Origin of the sequence: Halomonas sp. SpR8 (assembly GCF_031010195.1) — a bacterium.
GTDB lineage: Bacteria > Pseudomonadota > Gammaproteobacteria > Pseudomonadales > Halomonadaceae > Vreelandella.
Genome location: NZ_JAUAMC010000004.1, coordinates 296,570 through 316,594, shown reverse-complemented (window position 1 = coordinate 316,594; position 20,025 = coordinate 296,570). Strand labels below are relative to the sequence as shown.

General features: G+C 53.6%; 20 protein-coding genes. 1 reads left to right on the top strand and 19 read right to left on the bottom strand.

Going from position 1 to position 20,025, the window contains the following annotated elements:
* Positions 1–9: 9 nt before the first annotated feature.
* The 12 genes from vasI to tssB are packed head-to-tail and all read right to left on the bottom strand — an operon-like array spanning position 10 to position 14,332.
* The gene (vasI, locus tag QT230_RS10870; protein ID WP_308321758.1) at positions 10–663 is read right to left on the bottom strand and encodes a type VI secretion system-associated protein VasI; all 654 of its coding nucleotides are present in this window, start codon (positions 661–663) and stop codon (positions 10–12) included.
* Positions 660–2,258, bottom strand: a complete 1,599-nt coding sequence (locus QT230_RS10865) for a sigma-54 dependent transcriptional regulator (protein WP_308321756.1) — start codon at positions 2,256–2,258, stop codon at positions 660–662. The genes vasI and QT230_RS10865 overlap by 4 nt, the downstream gene beginning before the upstream one ends.
* Before the next feature lie 4 nt (positions 2,259–2,262).
* Positions 2,263–4,884, bottom strand: a complete 2,622-nt coding sequence (tssH, locus tag QT230_RS10860) for a type VI secretion system ATPase TssH (RefSeq protein ID WP_308321755.1) — start codon at positions 4,882–4,884, stop codon at positions 2,263–2,265.
* Positions 4,885–4,892: 8 nt separating this feature from the next.
* Positions 4,893–5,735, bottom strand: a complete 843-nt coding sequence (gene icmH / locus QT230_RS10855) for a type IVB secretion system protein IcmH/DotU (protein ID WP_308321754.1) — start codon at positions 5,733–5,735, stop codon at positions 4,893–4,895.
* 3 nt (positions 5,736–5,738) lie between these two features.
* Positions 5,739–7,073, bottom strand: coding sequence for a type VI secretion system baseplate subunit TssK (gene tssK, locus QT230_RS10850; protein WP_308321753.1), 1,335 nt, complete (start codon positions 7,071–7,073; stop codon positions 5,739–5,741).
* Positions 7,073–7,627 (bottom strand): type VI secretion system lipoprotein TssJ, encoded by a 555-nt coding sequence (tssJ, locus tag QT230_RS10845; RefSeq protein ID WP_308321752.1) that lies wholly within the window; start codon positions 7,625–7,627, stop codon positions 7,073–7,075. The genes tssK and tssJ overlap by 1 nt, the downstream gene beginning before the upstream one ends.
* A complete protein-coding gene (gene tagH / locus QT230_RS10840) occupies positions 7,624–9,060 on the bottom strand; it encodes a type VI secretion system-associated FHA domain protein TagH (RefSeq protein WP_308321751.1) in 1,437 nt (478 codons plus the stop codon). The genes tssJ and tagH overlap by 4 nt, the downstream gene beginning before the upstream one ends.
* Before the next feature lie 3 nt (positions 9,061–9,063).
* Positions 9,064–10,086 carry a type VI secretion system baseplate subunit TssG gene (gene tssG / locus QT230_RS10835; protein ID WP_308321750.1) on the bottom strand — a complete coding sequence of 341 codons (1,023 nt, stop codon included), beginning with the start codon at positions 10,084–10,086 and terminating at the stop codon, positions 9,064–9,066.
* Entirely contained in the window at positions 10,050–11,813 is a 1,764-nt protein-coding gene (tssF, locus tag QT230_RS10830; protein ID WP_308321749.1) for a type VI secretion system baseplate subunit TssF, read from the bottom strand. The genes tssG and tssF overlap by 37 nt, the downstream gene beginning before the upstream one ends.
* Before the next feature lie 18 nt (positions 11,814–11,831).
* Entirely contained in the window at positions 11,832–12,278 is a 447-nt protein-coding gene (gene tssE / locus QT230_RS10825) for a type VI secretion system baseplate subunit TssE (protein WP_308321748.1), read from the bottom strand.
* A gap of 12 nt (positions 12,279–12,290) precedes the next feature.
* Positions 12,291–13,772, bottom strand: coding sequence for a type VI secretion system contractile sheath large subunit (gene tssC / locus QT230_RS10820; RefSeq protein WP_308321747.1), 1,482 nt, complete (start codon positions 13,770–13,772; stop codon positions 12,291–12,293).
* A gap of 59 nt (positions 13,773–13,831) precedes the next feature.
* Positions 13,832–14,332, bottom strand: a complete 501-nt coding sequence (tssB, locus tag QT230_RS10815) for a type VI secretion system contractile sheath small subunit (RefSeq protein ID WP_308321746.1) — start codon at positions 14,330–14,332, stop codon at positions 13,832–13,834.
* 644 nt (positions 14,333–14,976) lie between these two features.
* On the opposite strand from tssB, the gene QT230_RS10810 reads away from it, so the two are divergent.
* Positions 14,977–15,495 carry an Hcp family type VI secretion system effector gene (locus tag QT230_RS10810; RefSeq protein ID WP_035580474.1) on the top strand — a complete coding sequence of 173 codons (519 nt, stop codon included), beginning with the start codon at positions 14,977–14,979 and terminating at the stop codon, positions 15,493–15,495.
* Positions 15,496–15,618: 123 nt separating this feature from the next.
* On the opposite strand, the gene QT230_RS10805 is transcribed toward QT230_RS10810, so the two are convergent.
* The 7 genes from QT230_RS10805 to fkpB all read right to left on the bottom strand — a co-directional run bounded on the left by QT230_RS10805 (position 15,619) and on the right by fkpB (position 20,012).
* Entirely contained in the window at positions 15,619–16,641 is a 1,023-nt protein-coding gene (locus QT230_RS10805) for a tryptophan--tRNA ligase (protein ID WP_308321744.1), read from the bottom strand.
* 102 nt (positions 16,642–16,743) lie between these two features.
* Positions 16,744–17,172 carry a PilX N-terminal domain-containing pilus assembly protein gene (locus QT230_RS10800; RefSeq protein ID WP_308321743.1) on the bottom strand — a complete coding sequence of 143 codons (429 nt, stop codon included), beginning with the start codon at positions 17,170–17,172 and terminating at the stop codon, positions 16,744–16,746.
* Positions 17,169–17,654 (bottom strand): prepilin-type N-terminal cleavage/methylation domain-containing protein, encoded by a 486-nt coding sequence (locus QT230_RS10795; RefSeq protein ID WP_308321741.1) that lies wholly within the window; start codon positions 17,652–17,654, stop codon positions 17,169–17,171. Before QT230_RS10795 ends, QT230_RS10800 begins: the two co-directional genes overlap by 4 nt.
* A 2-nt stretch (positions 17,655–17,656) precedes the next feature.
* The gene (pilV, locus tag QT230_RS10790) at positions 17,657–18,088 is read right to left on the bottom strand and encodes a type IV pilus modification protein PilV (protein WP_308321739.1); all 432 of its coding nucleotides are present in this window, start codon (positions 18,086–18,088) and stop codon (positions 17,657–17,659) included.
* On the bottom strand, positions 18,075–18,470 hold the full coding sequence (locus QT230_RS10785; RefSeq protein WP_308321738.1) for a type IV pilin protein: 396 nt from the start codon (positions 18,468–18,470) through the stop codon (positions 18,075–18,077). Before QT230_RS10785 ends, pilV begins: the two co-directional genes overlap by 14 nt.
* Before the next feature lie 80 nt (positions 18,471–18,550).
* Entirely contained in the window at positions 18,551–19,528 is a 978-nt protein-coding gene (gene ispH / locus QT230_RS10780; RefSeq protein ID WP_308321737.1) for a 4-hydroxy-3-methylbut-2-enyl diphosphate reductase, read from the bottom strand.
* A 37-nt stretch (positions 19,529–19,565) separates the two neighbouring features.
* Entirely contained in the window at positions 19,566–20,012 is a 447-nt protein-coding gene (gene fkpB / locus QT230_RS10775) for an FKBP-type peptidyl-prolyl cis-trans isomerase (protein ID WP_064235148.1), read from the bottom strand.
* Between the last annotated feature and the right edge of the window lie 13 nt (positions 20,013–20,025).

Below are 20,025 nucleotides of genomic sequence, written 5' to 3'. Positions count from 1 at the left end.
TGTTTTCCCTTACCAACGGCACGCTTCGCGTAGCGGCTGAATGAGTTGGCGGAGATCAGTCATATCAAAACGCAGCCCATCTAAACTCGTTACATCGCTACTCAGAGCGACTTCATTGGCGCTGAGAAGTTGACGCAGCGTCTCAATGGCTGGCAGACCGCGACCACCGCTGATGACATGCCCACTATCACGTACTCGCCATTGCTGATTGATGCTGGCGCTATCACCGCTTAGCTGTAGCTCAACACGGGCATTGTCGATGGGCTCAGGCAAATGCAGTTGGAAGCGGGTGATCTGTTTTTCACACGCCATCACCATAATGGGGCGTGGCGGTGTGGTGCCCAAAGCAGGCACACTCATCAACACATCGCCGCCAGAGCGGTTGACGGTAATGCCCACGTCATCTGTATCGCGCGCCCCCTCTTGGCGCTCAATGGCGTACCATAAGTCGGTCAACTCTCTCTCATCAGCCGATGCGTCCACTGTCTGAAACACGTCGTCATAACAGCTCAAACGCTCTAATCGAGAGGTCTCATCAGCACATGCCAAAGCGTTTTCAAGCATTGCTTGGTGCTCGTCTGCTAGCGCATCCGAACTCCCCAAAACAGCGATGATAAGCAGTCCCCAGCATGACCACTGGCGGATTAGTAACGTCACTCTCATTTGGTATCCAGTTCTAGCAGTTGGCATTTATGCGCCAGTGTTCGCTTAGGTAAGCCAAGGCTTGCAGCGACTTGGGCGCGATTGCCGCCAAAATGCATTAACCGCTGGCGAATGATGGCGGTTTCAACGTCGCGAAGCGCTTGGCGTAAGTCATCGATGTCGTTCGGTACGGAGAACGTCGCATTAGCTTCCGTCGACACTGCTGCCGTTTGCGCTTCGCTCTCTTGCTCTCCCGGTATGACATAGGCATCGATATCCGCGCCCTGAGGTGTCATGGCGCAGGCATAGTCGATCAGGTTTTTTAATTCGCGAACGTTGCCGGGATAGTCACGCTGCTTTAGTAAGCGCAGAGCTGCGGGTGTAATGCCCATATCGTCCCGCTCTTCACGCGCGCAGAAATCGGCAATAAACGATTGTGCTAACAGGGCAATATCATCACGCCGTTCGGCAAGTGGTGGCAGCGTGAGTGGGAATTGACCTAGCCGGTAGTAAAGGTCGGCACGAAAATGCTGCGCGCGGATATGCTCACGAAGGGGCTGATGAGTAGCGGCTACCAGCCGTAAATCGGCACAGCGCTCGTCACTGGCACCCAGTGGACGGTAGCGGCCACTTTCAAGCACCCGCAGTAATTTGGCTTGCAGTGCCAGCGGCATATCACCAATCTCATCCAGAAACAGCGTGCCACCGTCGGCTTGGCTGATGAGCCCCTCCTGGGCCTGATTTGCGCCGGAAAATGCCCCTTTGGCATGGCCAAACAGCTCTGACTCAAGCAGGGTTTCAGGAATAGCGGCGCAGTTAATCGCCATAAAAGGGCCTTTTGCGCGCCCAGAGAGCTGGTGGAGAGCACGCGCCACCCGATCTTTACCGGTTCCTGTTTCCCCTTGCAACAACACCGCCAAGTTGGTTTCCGCCGCCCGTACCACTTGGCGTCGCAGTGCTTGCATGGCGCTTGAGTGTCCCAGTAGTTCCTGCGCCAACTGGTCGGCCAGCGCTTGTCGGCGCGCACCGTCGTTAAGTTTGACTAAAGAGTCTCGCAGCGCCCGGGAACGGTGACGCTCTCCTTGCTCCCGGGTCAAACTCGCCCATAGCCTGCATAACAACCCCTCAAATGCCGCCATCCCTGGATCGGCATTGAGGTCTTTTAAGGCGTCTTCATCGCCCACCATCAGCAGCGCACCCAGCCACTCTTGCTCACCATCCTTGGCGCGTAGCGGCCTCACTTGTAGGCGCTTTTTTGCCCCCAAATGGGCCACCTGGGCTTGAAACCCCGGATGGTCCAGGCGCGTACGAGCATCACCCACGCTTAACGTGAGCGCTTTACCCGTGCGGACAACATGTGCATACGGATGGCTAAAGTCACTGCAATCAAACTGTGCCGTATCACCATCACGCCCAAGCCAACGACCGCTCCCTTCTAAATAGAGGCATTCAGTGCAATCAAGACCTAATCCTTTACACAGCACCTGGGCTGCCCGTTTGCGCAATGCTTCTGAGCTATTGCTCTCCACCAGCGTTAACGCGATAGGCATGGCTGCTAAAGGCGAAGGTGAACACGCTTTTTTTGCGGCAAGGACGTCGAGGGCCTGAAGAGTCATGGTGTCACGCGACCTCCGCGGTAAAGATGCCTTGCTCTACATCCACACCCAACGCGACCCGACTTACCTGCTCACGCCGTGCCATCCGCTCTAGCAATGCACGGGAAAGCGGTGGCAGTAATTCACCGTCAATGACTGATTCCAGCATCCGCGCGCCGTTCTCGCTTCGCGTAGCACGCTTGCAAATCGCCTCGGCAAGGCTGTCATCAAGCACTACCTCGGCATGGCGATGGCGTTCGCGGATGCGTGCTGCCAAGGTATCCAGCTTGGCCTTCACGATGTCGCGCAGGGTCTCGCCATCCAGCGGCAAGTAGGGCACCACTTCCATCCGCGCTAGTAGCGCCGGCTTGAAGAACTCTGCCAGCACTGGATAGAGCGCGGTATCCAGCGCTACGGGGTCATCGCCGTAGCTGACAATCGCCTCGTAGCCAAGGTTGGAGGTCAGGAAGAACAGTACGTTTTTGCAATCAATCACGCGCCCTTCCCCGTCCGCCAACTCGCCCTTATCAAACGCTTGGTAGAAGAGGTTCAACACATCGGGATGGGCTTTTTCGACTTCATCCAGCAGCACCACTGAATAGGGACGCTGACGGATCGCTTCGGTCAGTAGCCCACCTTCACCAAACCCGACATACCCCGGCGGCGAGCCAATCAGGCGTGATACCGTGTGCTTTTCCTGGTATTCCGACATATTGATCGTGGTAAGGAATTGACGGCCGCCGTAGAGCTGGTCGGCAATCTGCACCACGGTTTCGGTTTTACCGACCCCGCTGGGGCCCACCAATAGAAACGCGCCCAATGGGCGCCCTGGGCGACGGAGATCCGCACGCGCCGTTAATAAATGACGATGGATACGCTCAATCGCACTGCCCTGCCCCTGGATTAAAGCATCCAGATGCGTGGGCAGCTCGGTGAGCCGCGTTAGCTCGTCGCTGGTCATGCGCTCGACCGGTACGCCGGTCCAGTCGCCTATCACCTGAGCGATCTGGGCTTCCTCAACGCTGGGATTGACCAGGGCAAATGTCTCTTGCAGTTGAGCCAACTGCTGCTCCCGTTCGGCGAGCGCTTGATGAATGCCCTCGGGAAGTTGATCCTCTGCACCGCCCTCCGTTGCTTCCAGCAGTTGACGATGGAGCGCCACAATGGCATCGACGCACTCCCGCTGCGCTTGCCAAGCGGCTTCCAGGCTTGCCAGCTCCTCTTCCAGCTTGGCTAAGCGCTCGGTTAAGTCGTGGTGGCGTTCGCTGTCGGGTTCACGCCCCAATAGTCGTTCACGTTCAACCTGATCGCGCTCGCGCAGTGCGGCGATATGTTCACTCTGCAGATGACTGAGCTTACGCGGCGGGGTATCCAGGGCTTGCGCTAGCCGGGTACAGGCGGTATCCAGCACGTCAATGGCTTTATCGGGCAACTGCCGACCGGCTAGATAACGGGCCGAAAGTGCGGCGGCGGCACGCAGGCCGCTATCGCCAATCAGCACACCATGGGCGCGCTCATACACATCCCGCAAGCCGCGCAAAATGACCAGGGCCTGCTCCACGCTTGGCTCGGAGAGCGCAATTGGCTGGAAGCGCCGCGACAGCGCCGGGTCTTTTTCGAAGTACTTTTTGTACTCCCGCCAGGTGGTAGCGGCGATGGTACGCAGCTCGCCCCGTGCCAGGGCAGGCTTGAGTAAGTTGGCCGCATCGCCGCCCCCCTCCTGATTGCCTGCACCGATCAGCGTATGCGCTTCATCAATAAACAGCAGCGTAGGGCGTGGGGCGTTTTTGACTTCGTCGATCACCGCCTTCAGACGCTTCTCAAACTCGCCTTTAACGGCAGCCCCGGCTTGTAGCGCGCCTAAATCAAGCGTCAGTAGCTCAACATCGGCCAGCGCTGCGGGCACCTGACCAGCCACAATCCGCGCTGCCAAACCTTCTACTACGGCACTTTTACCCACCCCCGCATCGCCAATCACAATGGGGTTGTTTTTGCGCCGACGCCCCAGGATATCGAGCATTTGGTCGATTTCCGGGTCACGCCCCAGCACCGGGTCTAGCTCACCTTGGCGAGCTTGTTCGGTCAGCGAGGTAGCGAAACGCGCCAGCGCACTGTCATCGCCAGCAGGACGGCCAGCTTGGCGCTGTTGTGCGTTGGCACTGTCCCGAGAAGCTTCGGCTGACTCGGCCGTGAGCCGTTCAAAATGGCGGCGTAAATTTTCGCGATTGATGTCTGCCAGCCGTCGAGCAGAGCCCGCCCCTAAATAGCGGTCGGCGTTATGCAGTAAGGCGGTTAGCACCGCCCCGCTGCGCAGTTCACTATGCTGATACTCGGTGGTCGCCAGCAGCCACGCATCTTGCAGTAACTCGATTAGCAGCGGCGAAAAGCTGGGAGTCGTTACGTCTAGATCCTGGGGTGGGCGCGTCTCCTCAGCGAGTTGAGCACGTAACTCAGCAACGTCAATATCGAATGTTTCGCACAAACAACGAACGTCACATAGCGGTTGGTCAAGCAACGCTTGCAACAGATGAGCAGCGGTGACTTCAGGCGCCTGCTGCTGTGCGCAAAGCACGGCGGCCTGTTCAAGTCCTTGGCGAGCGATCGTATTTAGGCGGCCAATCAGCGCTGGTAGCTCTACCCTGAGCATGGGATCTCCTACCGGTAAATTTGGTTAAGAAGCGAGGTAATCTGTTCAGCTTGCTGATCAAGTGACCAGGAAAGGCCCAGGTACACCGCCACCATGGCGATCCCAAACAGGGTAAATATCCCCCAGATAGGAAATCCGCTGCGCAGACCTTGGCGACCTTTCACGACATTGCGCAGCGGTTGGGTAAGAGTTTCCTCAGGCGGCTGATCAAGCGTGGCCAATTGGTCACCTAGCGCCCGGACAATTTGCTCGTACTCATCGCGCCCGTGGGACATCACCCGGTAACGGCCTTCAAAACCAAGGCACAGGCAGAGATAAATAAACGCCAGCATGTCGCGGTAACGCTGAGGCTCTTGCTGAAGACGCGAAAGGATGGAGAACACTTTTTCGCCACCCCAGGTCTCATTATGAAAACGTGTCAACAGCGAGTGCTCTGCCCACTTGCTCTGTCGCCCCCAGTGCATTCCCATCACGGCTTCATCAATGAAGGAGCAGAGTACGTAGCGGTAAGCGAGTAGCGTGGCCCTGTCATAGCCTTGCTCAGTCAGCTCTATTTCAATAGCGGCGATCTCATCGACTACCTGACGATAGAGGCGCTCGACATCGCCTGCGCTATCGAGCTGACGTACGCGTACCACCATGCCTAACAGGCTGCTGGCAGCATCCACCAGGGGATTAAGATTGTGTCCGCGTAGCCGAAACCAGTAGTCTTCATCGGCATCCAACTGCTCGGCATGGCTATGGATGAGGTGCTCCAGGCCACGCTCATTAATCAGATCTTCATGGCGCACTTTGTCGCTTGCGCCACGTGGTCGTACAAAGCGTTGATCATCGGTTGCAAGATGCTGCATGGTTTAACTCCTGATGGCCCAGAACTGCATTTCCAGCCCTGGAAATTCACCGGCGACGTGGAAGGCAAACCCGCTAGCGCCGTTAAGCATTCCCCACGCTTCACTCTGGCGGTCCAGTTGGAAGTAGGTATAGCCAGCGTGATAAGGCAACTCGCGGGGAGCGACCGGCAAGGGTTCAAGCGGCACACCGGGGAGCTGCAGACTAATGAGGTCGCGGATGCGCTCGACGCTGGCCACTTTGGTTTGTTGCAAAAACAGCTTGCGCAAGCGTTCGTTAGGCATATCGGCACGCACCGCCAGGATGAACTCCGCCGACTCAATCAGGCTAACGTCAGACAGAGGGGCCACCAGCAGGCCAAAACGGCGCGTTTGTATCTGAATGGCGATCGCCCGAGGCTCAAGTACGGTGGAGAGCGCTTGGCGTAGCATCTTCATCAGTGGACGAAAAGCGCGCTCGGGATGATCGTGATCATAAGCCGGACACTCTGGGGGTAACCGCGACTCATCGGTAAAAGTCACCAATTCACAGGCCACTTCGTGCATGGTGTCGTAAAGCCGCTCGGGATGGAGCTGTCCCAGCCGAGCAAGGTGTTGAAAGCGCGGTTGAGCACGGTTAAGCAGCTGTAGCAGCATGAAGTCAGCGACGTCGGCAACGCCGGCCTGCTGTGGCGTAGAGAGCCGTTGGGCGATATTGCGCGCGCGCTCTCGCATCAAGCCGGCCATCTCGCCCACAAATCGCTGTAATCCAGGCGCAGCCTGAACATTGAGCAGGGTGGGTAAGAATTGCTCGTCAAGTACTAAACTGCCATCTGGTCGCCGCTCAATAATGCGTGCGACGGAAAGGCAGGCATAACCGCTACGATCATCGCTCTCTAGTAGCAAACGCGGAGAAACTCGCGCGACTTCCAACTCTGCCGTATCACCATCGCGAGAGTGAAGGTCACGGACACTTCGAGAAGCGAGTCGATAGCGCGTAGGCAGTTCGTCGCCCGGCCAGCGCACTTCACCGACACCGTCAGTGGCTAGCGGCAGTCCTAGGTAAACCACCTGATTAGTGACGCTGGCGTCGCTAATTTCTAGTGGGCTCGGCTCGATGTCATCAGTCGGCAGGTGGAAAGCAACGCCATCGGGCATGACGCCGCTAGCGCGACTGATGGCGATACGCCCAAAGCTTAGAAACTCACTGTTCAGTTCCAGCGTATGGAAGCCATATAAATAGTGGCTAATGCCTTTTAGCCGGGTATCTATCAGGTTCTCCAAGCTGCGTTGCTGCTGCTGGAAATGCTGGGGCTTAATAAATAGCCCTTCGCTCCATACCACACGATTTCGGCTAGCCATTACTCTTCCTTCCTTAGTTCTACTTCGCTATCCCGGAGATGAACCAGTAAGTGGTAATGCTCGCTAAGGCTCTTTACTTTGACGACCTTCTTCCACTCGGCTTCGTTAGGAGTGGCGTAGAACGCAATCAGCCCGATGTAGCGCGTCTCTTCATCGATTTCGAACGGTTCATAAAACTTCCACTGTCCGGGCAGCAGCGTAAAGTCATCATGGGTGAGGTAATTAGTGCCTAGCGCCTCCTCCAAATCACTACTCAGTTGGCCCAGATCGGCCGCCATCAACATGGAGTCATCTTTTAACTGCAGCACTTGAAAGCGAAGCGGTGTTCCCTCCCCATCTACGTTAGGATTGACGTTTGGCTCAGCAATCATGCTTAAATCAACTGTCGTGGGCCGATCCTCGGGGTAGCCAACGGGAATCGATGGATCCCGGATGACCTGCCACGTTTTGCTCGTGGCTTCACGGGTTGAGGCGCAGCCTGCTAGCAGCAGAATGATGCAAAGCAGCCCAGCAAGCCGTGCAGTGTTCCGCACGCGGATGCTCTGCACGTTCATGCTTCCTCCCGCTGCTGGCGACGTACCGACTGGTCGTAGGCTTGCTCAAAAACTTCCCAAAACAGTTTTTGAAAACCTTGTTGGCGGCCAGAGTTAAGCTCGCGGTAGTAGTAGTGGTACATCTCCCACGCCCATCCGCCTTCGTCTTCAATGCGATTACCCGCACCACGGTAGGCATGAAAACGCTTGAGCAACGCTTCCGGCGAAAATGCATCAAGTATGGCGCCCAGCGCATGACCGATTGCTTCTTCAACCGCCGCTTGATGCTGGCCCTGATGGCGTAAGCACTCCGCTACGGCCTCGGGCGGTGATAAGTGGACCGGACTACGCTGAGCAGAAAATAGGGTTGCAGCCGTCTCGTCATAGGACTGCCCAAGGCGCAGAGGGTTATCTTCAATCGGTTGTAAACGGCGGTCACGGAGCGGGTACTTGCTATCGTTTTGAGACTGCTGCAGCACGCGCAGGCCATCAATTGTCGCGCGCAGGGTTTGACCCGCTTCTTCTAGAAACGCTTGCTGCTCCTCGCTATCGCGAAAGGGTAAATCTAAGCCCAGACCCCTAAGCAATGGATCTGCACCAACATGGCCGAGCGATTGCGTTGTCGGCTTTTGCCAGCGATCCTCTAATTGCTCACCAACAGAGCGCTCCAAATCGTTTATCTGCCGCTCATCCATACCACTGCTCCTCTGCGTTGTTGTGCCTTTCGGTGTTCTGATATCGGGAAGGCTTAAAGCCTCATCATGGCGCTCCTGATGCTGCCATTGCCCCCGGCCTTTAGGATGTGCTGGTTCTTGATACTCATACCCTTGATAGGCATGCACTTGATACGCTTGCTTGTGATGTGAGAGCGACATCGCCTCGAGCGGCTCCATGGCGTCTGTCGAGGTATCCTCGTGGTCTAACGCCACCATCGGGTCATGTGCGATAGAGCCCGGCATCGCGCCACCCAATGCCTCCATCGGGTCACCTTTACTGGCGTCATGGCTATACGTCTCACCGCCACTGGTCACCCAAACAGCGCCCTGGGTGGTCACCTCGTCATGGTCTTCGTCAATCAGTGTGGCTAGCGAGTGCACGCCGGGTTGCCACGCGTGACGATCACCGAAATGAACCTTCAGTCGATATTCGCCAATCAAAAGCTCATCACCATCGCGTAACGCGACTTTCCGGTGGCGCCCTATTGGCAGTGTGGTGCGATTGATGAAGGTATGACCGCTTAGGTCTACTAGGCAAAACTTGCCATCGATTTTGATAATTTCGGCATGGCTCGCTCTAATTCGTCCGCTATGATCTTGCAGTAACCAGTCGTCGTGCAGGCTGCTACCCAGCGTTCCCCCACTGCTGTGGAAGACAAAACTACTGGTAGAGCGCCCTTCGAGCTGCTCGCTGTTGGTGACGACCAACGTAATGGCATCAAGCTGATTGGAGTGCATGAGTTAACTCGTCATTTGAATTCGTACACAACGGGGCGTAGTGCGGTTATCGCTCTCGGGATCAACAAAAGTGGTCCATCCAAGCTGGCATGACCCGGCATCGCCCAAACGCATAGGCTTTACCTCGCTCTCCAACAATTCGAGCTCAAGGTCATAAGCCAACGGCTCTCTCAACACAAAGCTGACCAGTGTTTTAAGCGGGCTATGCTCTTCTCCATCGGGAAGAAAATCTCTAAACCTCACTAGACTTAAGCCACGCAAGCGAAGCGCAAATTTGCCGTTCACATCAGCAACTCGCTCACCAGAAACCATGTCCCCCCCCAGCGTCATTCCCGAGATGCCCGTGCAACTGCGCTGATCTGGGGGTATTTCCACCCACCGCTGTACCCACTCTTCTATCTCTACACCCGCCAAGTCGAAACAGTGTCCGACAATGCCGCTAACCACATCAGGCGAGCGCGAGCGCCCAGCTAGTAGGCCTGCATAAGCCAGCATCTTGCTCCAGTTGATCGGCGTTTCTCCGCGAAGATCACTGTCAGCAAGTCCTACTAAAGCGAAGATGGCCGCCGAAAAACCATCTTTCGCATCATCCTGGTAACGAACGTAATGGCGGTATTTACGCCAGCTACGGTGAACGAGCGTTAGCAGCCGATGATTAAAGAAGTCGAGGAAATCACCAGCAGCCCCTTCCTGGTGAGCAGCGTTATGCGCCAAGGTTTCCAAGTAGTAACCAGGCAACGGCGACTGCGCTCCTTGTAGCCCTAGAAAACTGACCTCCATTGCGTACTGGCCAGGCTGACGCTCACTTAGGGTTAGCACATCGCTACCCGGGAACCCCAAAGACGCCGAAGCGGTATAGCGCACGCGCTGAAATACGGGCACGCTACCGCTATGCCGCTGCTCTAAATCATCGCCGTGATGACGGTGCAGAAGCTCTACCAACTGATAAAACTCGTATCGACGCGCTCCCCGAATAACCGGAGCCAGCGCTACATCAGAGGCTGCTGCCCCACCTGTAAGATCCATTGATAGCGCTCTTGGTTATGGCGGTTAATGACATGCAACTCATGAAAAGAGTTGATGCTTGCGTACAACGAAAAGAAACGCGCCAGCACGCTGCCAAACAAATAGAGGCTGCCCTCATCGCCAAATGCCTCTTGATCCAATGTCATCACCGAACGCAGCCCACGCACAGGCAATCCTTTGCGCAATCGGTCAACAGACTGAGTGTCAATCTCAAGAATGCCAGCCAGCCTCTTCTGCGCGATCCGTTCTGCCTGCCTGTCCACCAAGGCACGGAAATCATAAGCACGCAGCACTGAGCACAGCGCATCACGCTCTAACAAAGAGAGGTAGTTGAGCGACAAATTGGAGATTAATATCCACAGCAGTCCATCATCGAGTGCAGGTCTTAGCACCGGGGTCGGCCGGGTAATATTACGGAAGGTGGCATAAGCGGGGCTCTCCTCCGTAGCGACGCACAAATCGCCTATAGTCAATCGCTCGGGCAACTCACGGTTGCTGCACGTTAGCTGCAATGAAACCGTTTCACGGCGATCCAGGCAGTTACGTTCATCGCCACGAATAAAGGCAATATCATGATCGAAGCCATCGCTACGTAGGCTGTCGCGCACTCGAACGCGGTAATAGAGCGCCTCTCTCCCACGATCACGATCAATTTGGTGCTGAAAACTTTCAAAAGGGACATAGCGACGCGGCTTCTCGCGCGTCCCCGTCCGCTCACCTCCTAAATGGCCCTGGACATCATCAACACTAAAAATCTCGTAGTGAGACGGTGCGCGGCTATTGGGCCGTATACGGTACTCGCTGCGCTCACCACTTAGATCAATGGGCTCAGCGTCATGCTCGAAAAGGTTAATAGCCGGTGTGCAATAAAGCGCCAGATGCTCATTCTGTACGCGGGCATCAGTGGGCAGAGTGCGCGAAAACACAAAGCGCAACGTGACATTGTTAGCCGTCCCAACAGGCAGATAATCGGCGAGCCCTAGTACATCAAAAAAATGAAAAGCTTCCGGGAAGCAGAGGTACTCCTGGAGAATGCGATACCCCTGATGAACATTTTGCGGATAAGGGAGTAGCGCATGGTGGCGCTCGAATCCAACTGCCTTGAGCGCGCTAGCGGGTAGTCGCTGCGTCTGACCATCCACCTCTAGCTCCAAGCGTTCCAAGTAGTGGCTCATCCATAAATAGAGCGTGCGCGCCGTGTAGCTATCACCGCCTAAATGCAACCGCAACGCGTCGATACCCATAGCGTTCATTGGTTGATCGCTGCGTACTTCCATCGCTAGCTCAACGATCGAGGATTCTCGCGTATGGCGCGCATCAACACCTGTCGGCGCCAACGGGTATAGCGTTACATCATGGCAAGTTCTAAACAGGCATGGCGTGCCCTCTATCGGCTCACTGGCAAGTTCCGTCCCGCGTTCAACCCGCTGCTGCTGACTCAAGGCGTACCAGCTAGGGGTGAACTGCACCACCGTCATGCTAGGCACTGGCCGAAGGTAATTCGGCCATAGCATACTGATGAGAGAGTGAGTGAGCTCTGGAAACTCATCCTCAACTTTTTCGCGCATACGTCCCGTTAGAAAGGCAAACCCTTCTAATAACCGCTCCACATCAGGATCGGTGCTGCGCTCAGACAAAAAGCGGCTTAAGCCAGGATTTGCTTCAGCAAATTCCCGCCCCTGTCGCTTTAAAAAATTGAGTTCGTCACGATAGTAGCGATTCAGCATTCGTGCCTCTCAGGCCTATCAGTTGAGACACTGATAACGCTTGTTGTTAAGCAACAAATCGATAGTCGCTTGCGTGTTTTCTCTACCTAATGCGACGGTGGCATGCACCTGAAAGCGCAACTGCAGCGGGTCGCTATGATTAGGCAACGACTCAACGTCCACACGCTTGACTCGAGGCTCATAGCGCTCAATGCACTGACAAATGGCCTGCTGAATATTACGCTCCAAATCCAGCACACCGACGGTTGCGTCATTAAAGTCGAGCAAGCCAAGTTCTGGCGCGCAGGCGCTATTCCCCGGATGGCTGTTAAGCAAGTCAACCAAGTGGCGCTTAATAGACTCGACAACCCCTATTAAATCGTCTGCTTCCCTTTGCAATACAGGCTGATGGGCAGTGGCCAGCCGCTCAAACAAGCGGCTGCCCAATAACTCACTCTCCAACAACCCACCACTATCAGCTGCCATGGTTGCCGTCCTTTACTCTTTATCGAGACGGCCAACTAGCGAGAGCTCGAAGCTGGCACCCATATATTTAAAGTGTGGGCGAACCGACATAGAAACCTGGTACCAACCTGGCTCGCCCGCAACATCCGACACCTGGATAGAGGCGGCGCGCAGCGGCCTGCGGCTGCGTACATCGGCGGGGGGATTTTCTTGATCGGCAACGTACTGACGAATCCACGCGTTGAGCTCACGCTCGAGATCCTGACGCTCTTTCCATGAGCCGACTTGCTCACGCTGAAGCACTTTTACGTAGTGCGCCAGGCGATTAATGATGAACATGTAAGGAAGCTGAGTGCCCAGTTTGAAATTGGTCTCGGCCGCCTTACCTTCAGCAGTGTTGGGAAACACCTTGGGTTTTTGCACAGAGTTAGCTGAGAAGAAAGCTGCGTTATCACTTCCTTTACGCATGGTTAACGAAATGAACCCTTCCTCGGCCATTTCAAATTCACGCCGGTCTGTGATTAACACCTCAGTAGGAATTTTCGCCTGTAATTGACCAAATGCTTCGTAGTTGTGCACAGGTAAATTTTCGACCGCACCGCCGCTTTGCGGCCCAATAATATTGGGGCACCAGCGGTACTTGGCAAAGCTATCCGTTAGGCGTTCCGCTAACAAGTAAGCGGTATTGCCCCACAAATAGTGCTCGTGATCTTCACTTACGTTTTCGCGATAGTTGAACGTTTTGACCGGATTTTCTACCGGATCATAGGGCGTACGCAGCAAGAACCGCGGGGCTGTTAAGCCAAGGTAGCGGGCATCTTCTGACTCACGAAGACTACGCCAGCGGGCATATTTTGGCCCTTCAAAAATAGCCTTAAAATCTTTGATGTTTGGCAGTTCTTCAAAACTTTCGATGCCAAAAAAGGAGGGATCAACCGACGACATAAAGGGCGCATGCGCCATTGCACCAACGGCGGCAGAGTGCTGCAGCAGTTTCATATCAGGCGTGGAGGGCGAAAAATCATAGTGGCCAATAATTCCAGCAACCGGCTCTCCACCAAACTGCCCATAGCCCGCGTTATAAACATGGTGATAAAGGCCGCTTTGACTAATTTCAGGTGCAAACTCAAAATCTTCCAGCAGCTCCTGCTTGGTCGCGTGAAGCACATCAAGTTTGATGTTTTCACGAAAATCAGTCCGATCAACCAGCAGTTTCAAACCTCGCCAAGCTGACTCTAACTGCTGAAAATTGGTTTCATGCAGAACCTCATCCACTTGATGACTGATTTTACGATCGATCTCGACAATCATGTTATCAACAAGTGCTTTGTTGACTTTGGGAGCCGCTTCGTCACCATTAAGCAGCTCTGAGATGAAGGCCGCCACTCCCTGCTTAGCAACATCATAGCCTTCATCGGCTGGCGCCATCCGCGTCTGCGCCATTACTTGGTCGAGCAATGAGACGTCAGCCTCAGTCTCTGTCGTTGCATTCTGTTGCTTTGCCGTCTTGCTCATAGCCGTGCCTCGAATTTGCTGATCTAGATTAAAAAAACGCTGCTGATAGTGGGTAACTCCTAGCCTTTATCAGCATCCAGCAATGCCAGTTCATTCAATAACTGCTGGCGGGCTTCATCGTTTTCTAATAGCTTCTGCAACCGATCACGAAAAGCAGGCACATTGCCCAACGGGCCCTTCAGCGCAACCAATGCTTCTCGCAATTCAACAAGCTTGCGCAACTCGGGAACCTGCTTTGCAACAGCATCTGGAGAGAAGTCTTCCAAGGACTTGAAGGCTAAATCGACAGCGATGTCTGCCGGCTTATCGCTCTCATCTAAGCGATTGGGTACCGTTGCTTGAAGCCTCAAGCCCGCCTCGCGCATGACCGACTGGAAATTATTCTTATCAACAGAAACAGACTGGCGCTCTTCGATAGGGGCTTCTTCCTCTCCCCCTTTAAAATCACCTACCACCAATAGTTTCAACGGCAGCTCTGTGTCAGCCTGCTGATCACCGGTAGCCGGCACATATTTAATGTTGATGCGCTCTTTCGGCGCAACGGTACCCTGTTTAGCCATGGTATTTAGCCCTGAAGAGAGAGGTGTATCAATGTAACCGCTAATGGTTCTCAATCGAGGGAAGGTAACGAATTATAAAAAGTAATGCCAAGCGTGGGTTTCTAGTCAAAACAGCTCAACAAGGATCCATTACGAGATCAATAATCCAGATTGGCTCTTTTGCGAGCTTTTTAGGCGAAATTCACTGAAAATAGAGAATAAAAAAATCAACCCATATGGCTAATTTAAATTTGTAAGATATTTCTTACAAATACTATCGTCAATCTCTTAAGGTTATTGTCAGAAATAACGCACAAACAATTTTAATAAGCTAAAAAACTGTTAAAAAAGGGAACTATAGAATATGTTAATTAAACACCAGAAATGACATTTAGCATAAAATAATTACAAAATGAAACTTAAAAGAAAATCATCTTACTGAATTAACTTCTGAAAAATCATTGCCGGATTGCATAAAGCAACTCATTGCTCAACAAGCAAGGAGTTGCTTAAAACAGGCAATTTTTTGCCTAATAAAAATTAATATATTTTTAATTAATATTTAACTATATGAAATAAAAAACAAAAAAAATACTGGCATGCCGATTGCCTTATTTAAATGGTCCATCCGACATTTATCGACAATTACTCTCAAGGAGCAGACCATGCCAACACCATGTTATATCAGCATTGAAGGCCAAACTCAGGGCAACATCACATCAGGTGCTTTCACTCCTGACTCCGTAGGCAACATCTACGTTGAAGGTCACGAAGACCAGATGCTGGTACAAGAATTCAAGCATGTCGTTACCGTACCTACTGATCCGCAGTCGGGTCAGCCGTCCGGCCAACGTGCTCACAAGCCCTTTATCTTTACTGTTGCTCTGAACAAAGCAGTACCGCTGATGTACAACGCACTAGCGTCTGGTGAAATGCTGCCCAATGTTGAGCTGAAGTGGTACCGCACTTCTGTAGAAGGTAAGCAGGAGCACTTTTTCACCACCACGCTGACCGATGCCACCATCGTTGACATCAACCTGCGCATGCCCCATGCCCAAGACATCCAGAAATCTGAATTCACTCAGTTGATGGACGTGTCACTGGCTTACCGTAAGATTGATTGGGAACACACTGTTGCCGGCACCTCTGGTTCCGACGACTGGCGCGCCCCGATTGAAGGCTAAGCTATCGCTACTAGCCTGAAGCAGGCTTGAAAAACACGGCCTGAAACAAGCGAAGCCCCTTCCAACTGGAAGGGGCTTCGTCGTTTCTACGGCCTTGTTACAATGGGCATATTGCGATTGGAATTACACAAACCGCCCCAGGCCAACGGCTGTACGAAGACGATCCATCGTTACAGCAGCTTCTTCCCGTGCCCGCTCAGCGCCTTTTTGGAGTACTGCTTCAATATGAGCTGGGTCTTCCATCAGCGCGTTGTAACGTTCACGAGGAGCGCTCAAGTGGGCATTCAAATATTCAAACACCTTATCCTTAGCCTCGCCCCAACCAATACCGTTCTCGTACTGTTCACGCAGGCTGGCGGTCTCTTCTGCCGTTGCGAACGCTGAGTAAATCTGGAACAGCGTGCAGGTATCAGGGTCTTTCGGCTCACCGGGCTCCAGCGAGTTGGTCTTAATCTTGCGCACCAGCTTCTGCAGTTTTTTCTCTGGGGCAAACAGCGGAATGGTATTGTCGTAGCTTTTGGACATCTTGCGCCCATCCAAGCCATTCAGTAGCTGTATTTTGTCGTCTACCACAGCCTCAGGGAGAGTGAAGTGCTGGCCTTTGTAAAGGTGGTTAAAGCGTCCGGCGATATCGCGGGCCATTTCGATATGCTGAATCTGATCCCTGCCTACCGGCACTTTATTGGCGTTAAACATTAAAATGTCCGCCGCCATTAGCACGGGGTAGCTAAACAGCCCCATGGTGATGCCTTTATCAGGGTCTTGGTTCTCCGCCTCTTCGTTCTCAGCCACCGCTGCTTTGTAGGCATGCGCACGGTTCATCAAGCCCTTGGCGCACACGCAAGAAAGCATCCAAGCGAGTTCGGGGATTTCTGCAATATCCGACTGGCGATAGAAAATCGCATTATCGGTATCCAGCCCTAGCGCCAGCCAAGTGGCGGCAATTTCCAAGCGGGATGCCTGCACCCGCTTTGGATCTGGGCACTTGATCAGCGCGTGGTAATCGGCCAAAAAATAGAACGACTGCACGCTGGGGTCTTGACTGGCTTCGATGGCGGGCTTGATCGCTCCCACATAGTTGCCTAAATGGGGGATGCCGGAGGTGGTGATACCGGTGAGAACGCGGGTTTTAGCGGTTTGACTCATGTTTTCAGACTCTTAGCTTTCAGGCTCTTAGGCAAATAGGACTATCATAACGCGCAGCATGCCGTGTGGCGAATGGCATCCCAGGCATTTACACAACGCCCCTCACAACCGCTTAGTCGCCTGCTCCACTGGTTCGCTGGCCCGTTGATAAACGGCAACTGATGTGCCCTCAATGCTGCTATTCGTGCCCATATAACGCGTTGTAATAGTCACTTCATCACCGCTCACATCAAACGTGACGCCCAACTGATCAAAGGATTCGAATCCCTCGACGCCAGTTACATCATTTAAAAAATCACTTTCGGTATAAGTAGCGTTAAAGATGCCTTCTAATAACTGACGCCGAGAAGCCATGTTTCTAAACACCGACAACATGCTTTCTGCGGTCATTTGAGCCTGTACAGAGGCTCGATAATTACCCGCTAACCGCTCATCAATCAACGCGCTCTGCATGCCTGACATGCCTAGCATCAACGCCCCGGAGAGCAGAACCATAACAATCACTAACGCCGCACCTTGCTGCTGTTTCATGAAGTAGGCTCTCGTGATGAGATTACTCTATTTCGCTCACTGATAGTGAAGGTGATTTCATCGCATGTCATATTCACGCTTTCGCGGCAATCGCCAATGGGCAGCGTGATTAAATGAGACACGTCACCGCCATTGGATTCGGAAAGCGTTGGGCAATCGGCCTCATCATCGACCTGAGCAAGATCTAAGACAGGCTGATTTTGAACCTCGTCTTGCAGCACACAATAATAGTCCGTCCCGCTGTCAGAGCGGCGTCCATCGGACACAATAGCGTAGTCACCAACATTCCCTTTGCGTCCTGCAGCAGTCAGAGTACTTACCGCAAAAATTAATGCCTCTTGTTTACGACTGACCTTGTCAACGGTTTGAAACATTTGAAAAGAGGTTAAAAAAAGCTGTCCAGCCCCTAAGATAATCACTGTACCTATCGCCATCGCGACCATCAGCTCAACGAGGGTAAAACCCTTTTGCCTATCTGGCATCATTAGCCTCCCTCTAGCTCAGGAAGGCGAAGCGTATAGGTAAACACACCTGATTCTATATCGTCTGCTCGGCTACCCAGGCCTATCTCAATGGTAAACTCACAACCGTTTGATACGATTTTGCTCTCTTGCGCATTCACACTCCGCAAAGGATTTGAATCACTATCGGCAAACCACTGGGTCTTCCAAGCAGCCTCTATATCAATATCTGCACAGCTATCTACGTCATCTCTTGCCAGCTCCGCCCAGAGCCGCTCTTGCGCATCCACGGCTGCAACACTTGCTACTGAACGCTGGTAGCCAGCATTTGCGCTTTGCAGCGCTTTAAGCTGCATGGCGGCAACGCCGATCAAGCCGATGGAAAGCACCACCAGTGCGATCAAAGCCTCTATTAAACTAAAGCCTCGCTGTTTTTCCTGTTTACCAGCAAGCATCGGGCAACCTTTCGCCACTCGAATTTAGCGTAATATTATCGTCGCAGCCGTCATTTTGATGGCTACTGGCGGTTAATAGATAGCCGTTACCGCTAACATTTACCGCAATCGTATAGTTGTTTTCGGGAGAAGCATTACTGATAGGACAAGCACTATAGGAGTAAGTCCGCGTATAGCAGCGCTCAAGTTCGGAAGCAGCCTGCATAAGGCCTGCATGGGCATCGGTTCGCACTGATTTTTGCACGTAGCGGGTATAGCTGGGGTAGGCAATGGCGGAGACGATACCGACGATCACCAGCACAATCATCAATTCAATTAGGGTAAAGCCGCGCTGGCCCTTCAGCAAAGAACGGCCAGAGAAAGAGTGAGAAACATAAGACACGCGGCTCTGCTCCTGTATTAGCTAGCTCATACTGTTTCAGTATGTCGCAAACCAATACCCATTGCATTACGCGGCCTAGATCAACTGCTGGCGATTACCTTCTCACGCAGCTCTTTCGGCATAGAGAAGGTAATGGTCTCTTCGCGACCCTGCAGCTCTTCAGGTAGTGCAGCGCCCATGGTTTGAAGCTTGGCAATCACGCCTTTGACCAGTACTTCAGGGGCACTGGCGCCGGCGGTTACGCCGATACGTGAAACATTTTCAAGCCACTGCGGGTCGATCTGGTCAGCGTTGTCGATCAAATAGGCGGGCGTGCCCATACGCTCCGAAAGTTCACGTAAGCGGTTGGAATTTGAGCTATTGGGGCTGCCCACCACCAGCAGTAGATCACTTTGAGCGGCTAGTTCGCGTACTGCATCCTGACGGTTCTGCGTGGCGTAGCAGATATCGTCATTGCGCGGCCCCTGAATATCGGCAAACTTCTCGCGCAGCGCATCGATTACCTTGGCGGTGTCATCCATAGACAGCGTAGTCTGGGTCACAAAAGCCAGCTTGGCGGGATCACTCACCTCCAACTTGGCGACGTCTTTTTCGTCCTCGACCAGGTAGATCCGGCCGCCATGGGAGGTATCGTAACGCCCCATGGTGCCTTCGACTTCCGGGTGGCCTTCATGGCCGATCAGGATGCACTCCTGGCCGCGCTTGGCATAGCGCAGCACTTCAAGGTGTACCTTGGTCACTAGCGGGCAGGTGGCGTCGAACACCTTCAAACCCCGCCGTTCCGCATCGGCCTGTACCGCCCGGGAAACGCCGTGGGCAGAGAAAATGACGATAACGTCGTCCGGCACTTCATCCAGCTCTTCGACAAACACGGCCCCACGGGCGCGCAGGGTTTCGACCACAAAGCGGTTGTGGACAACCTCGTGGCGCACATAGATAGGCGGGCCAAACACATCCAGTGCGCGGTTGACGATATCGATCGCCCGATCCACACCGGCGCAAAAGCCACGCGGATTGGCTAATTTAATTTGGATGGGCTGTGGTTGCGTCGGTTGCATAGTAGCGCCTTGATGCGTAAGCGCATCGCTTAGTGAATTAATGCGTTGTCACCGGTTTGACGTCGAGTACTTCTACCTCAAACACCAGGGTACGCCCTGCCAGTGGATGATTGAAGTCCACTTCAATACGCTCGCCGTCAATGGTTTTGACCACACCGGGCAATTCCGTTCCCGCTTTATCGGCAAACGACATCACCATACCAATTTCCGGGACTTCATCGCCAAAATCAGCCCGCTTAAGGGTCTGAATATTTTGCGGGTTGTGCTGGCCGAACGCATGCTCAGGGGTTATCTGAAAGGTAGCCTCTTGGCCTGCGGACATGCCTTTAATAGGGTGTTCAAAACCGGGCGGCAAGTTACCGTCACCAAACTCGAAGGTAGCCGGCGCTTTGTCTTTAGTGGAGTCCACCAAGGTGCCGTCTTCGAGCTTCAAGGTGAAGTGCAGCGTCACTTCCATACCGTCATCGATCAAATAGTCGCTCATTTCAGCCCTCAAT

Coding starts and splice junctions, on each gene's coding strand:
- vasI (WP_308321758.1), bottom strand. CDS start 663: ATGAGAGTGACGTTACTAATCCGCCAGTGGTCATGCTGGGGACTGCTT.
- QT230_RS10865 (WP_308321756.1), bottom strand. CDS start 2,258: ATGACTCTTCAGGCCCTCGACGTCCTTGCCGCAAAAAAAGCGTGTTCA.
- tssH (WP_308321755.1), bottom strand. CDS start 4,884: ATGCTCAGGGTAGAGCTACCAGCGCTGATTGGCCGCCTAAATACGATC.
- icmH (WP_308321754.1), bottom strand. CDS start 5,735: ATGCAGCATCTTGCAACCGATGATCAACGCTTTGTACGACCACGTGGC.
- tssK (WP_308321753.1), bottom strand. CDS start 7,073: ATGGCTAGCCGAAATCGTGTGGTATGGAGCGAAGGGCTATTTATTAAG.
- tssJ (WP_308321752.1), bottom strand. CDS start 7,627: ATGAACGTGCAGAGCATCCGCGTGCGGAACACTGCACGGCTTGCTGGG.
- tagH (WP_308321751.1), bottom strand. CDS start 9,060: ATGCACTCCAATCAGCTTGATGCCATTACGTTGGTCGTCACCAACAGC.
- tssG (WP_308321750.1), bottom strand. CDS start 10,086: ATGGATCTTACAGGTGGGGCAGCAGCCTCTGATGTAGCGCTGGCTCCG.
- tssF (WP_308321749.1), bottom strand. CDS start 11,813: ATGCTGAATCGCTACTATCGTGACGAACTCAATTTTTTAAAGCGACAG.
- tssE (WP_308321748.1), bottom strand. CDS start 12,278: ATGGCAGCTGATAGTGGTGGGTTGTTGGAGAGTGAGTTATTGGGCAGC.
- tssC (WP_308321747.1), bottom strand. CDS start 13,772: ATGAGCAAGACGGCAAAGCAACAGAATGCAACGACAGAGACTGAGGCT.
- tssB (WP_308321746.1), bottom strand. CDS start 14,332: ATGGCTAAACAGGGTACCGTTGCGCCGAAAGAGCGCATCAACATTAAA.
- QT230_RS10810 (WP_035580474.1), top strand. CDS start 14,977: ATGCCAACACCATGTTATATCAGCATTGAAGGCCAAACTCAGGGCAAC.
- QT230_RS10805 (WP_308321744.1), bottom strand. CDS start 16,641: ATGAGTCAAACCGCTAAAACCCGCGTTCTCACCGGTATCACCACCTCC.
- QT230_RS10800 (WP_308321743.1), bottom strand. CDS start 17,172: ATGAAACAGCAGCAAGGTGCGGCGTTAGTGATTGTTATGGTTCTGCTC.
- QT230_RS10795 (WP_308321741.1), bottom strand. CDS start 17,654: ATGCCAGATAGGCAAAAGGGTTTTACCCTCGTTGAGCTGATGGTCGCG.
- pilV (WP_308321739.1), bottom strand. CDS start 18,088: ATGCTTGCTGGTAAACAGGAAAAACAGCGAGGCTTTAGTTTAATAGAG.
- ispH (WP_308321737.1), bottom strand. CDS start 19,528: ATGCAACCGACGCAACCACAGCCCATCCAAATTAAATTAGCCAATCCG.
- fkpB (WP_064235148.1), bottom strand. CDS start 20,012: ATGAGCGACTATTTGATCGATGACGGTATGGAAGTGACGCTGCACTTC.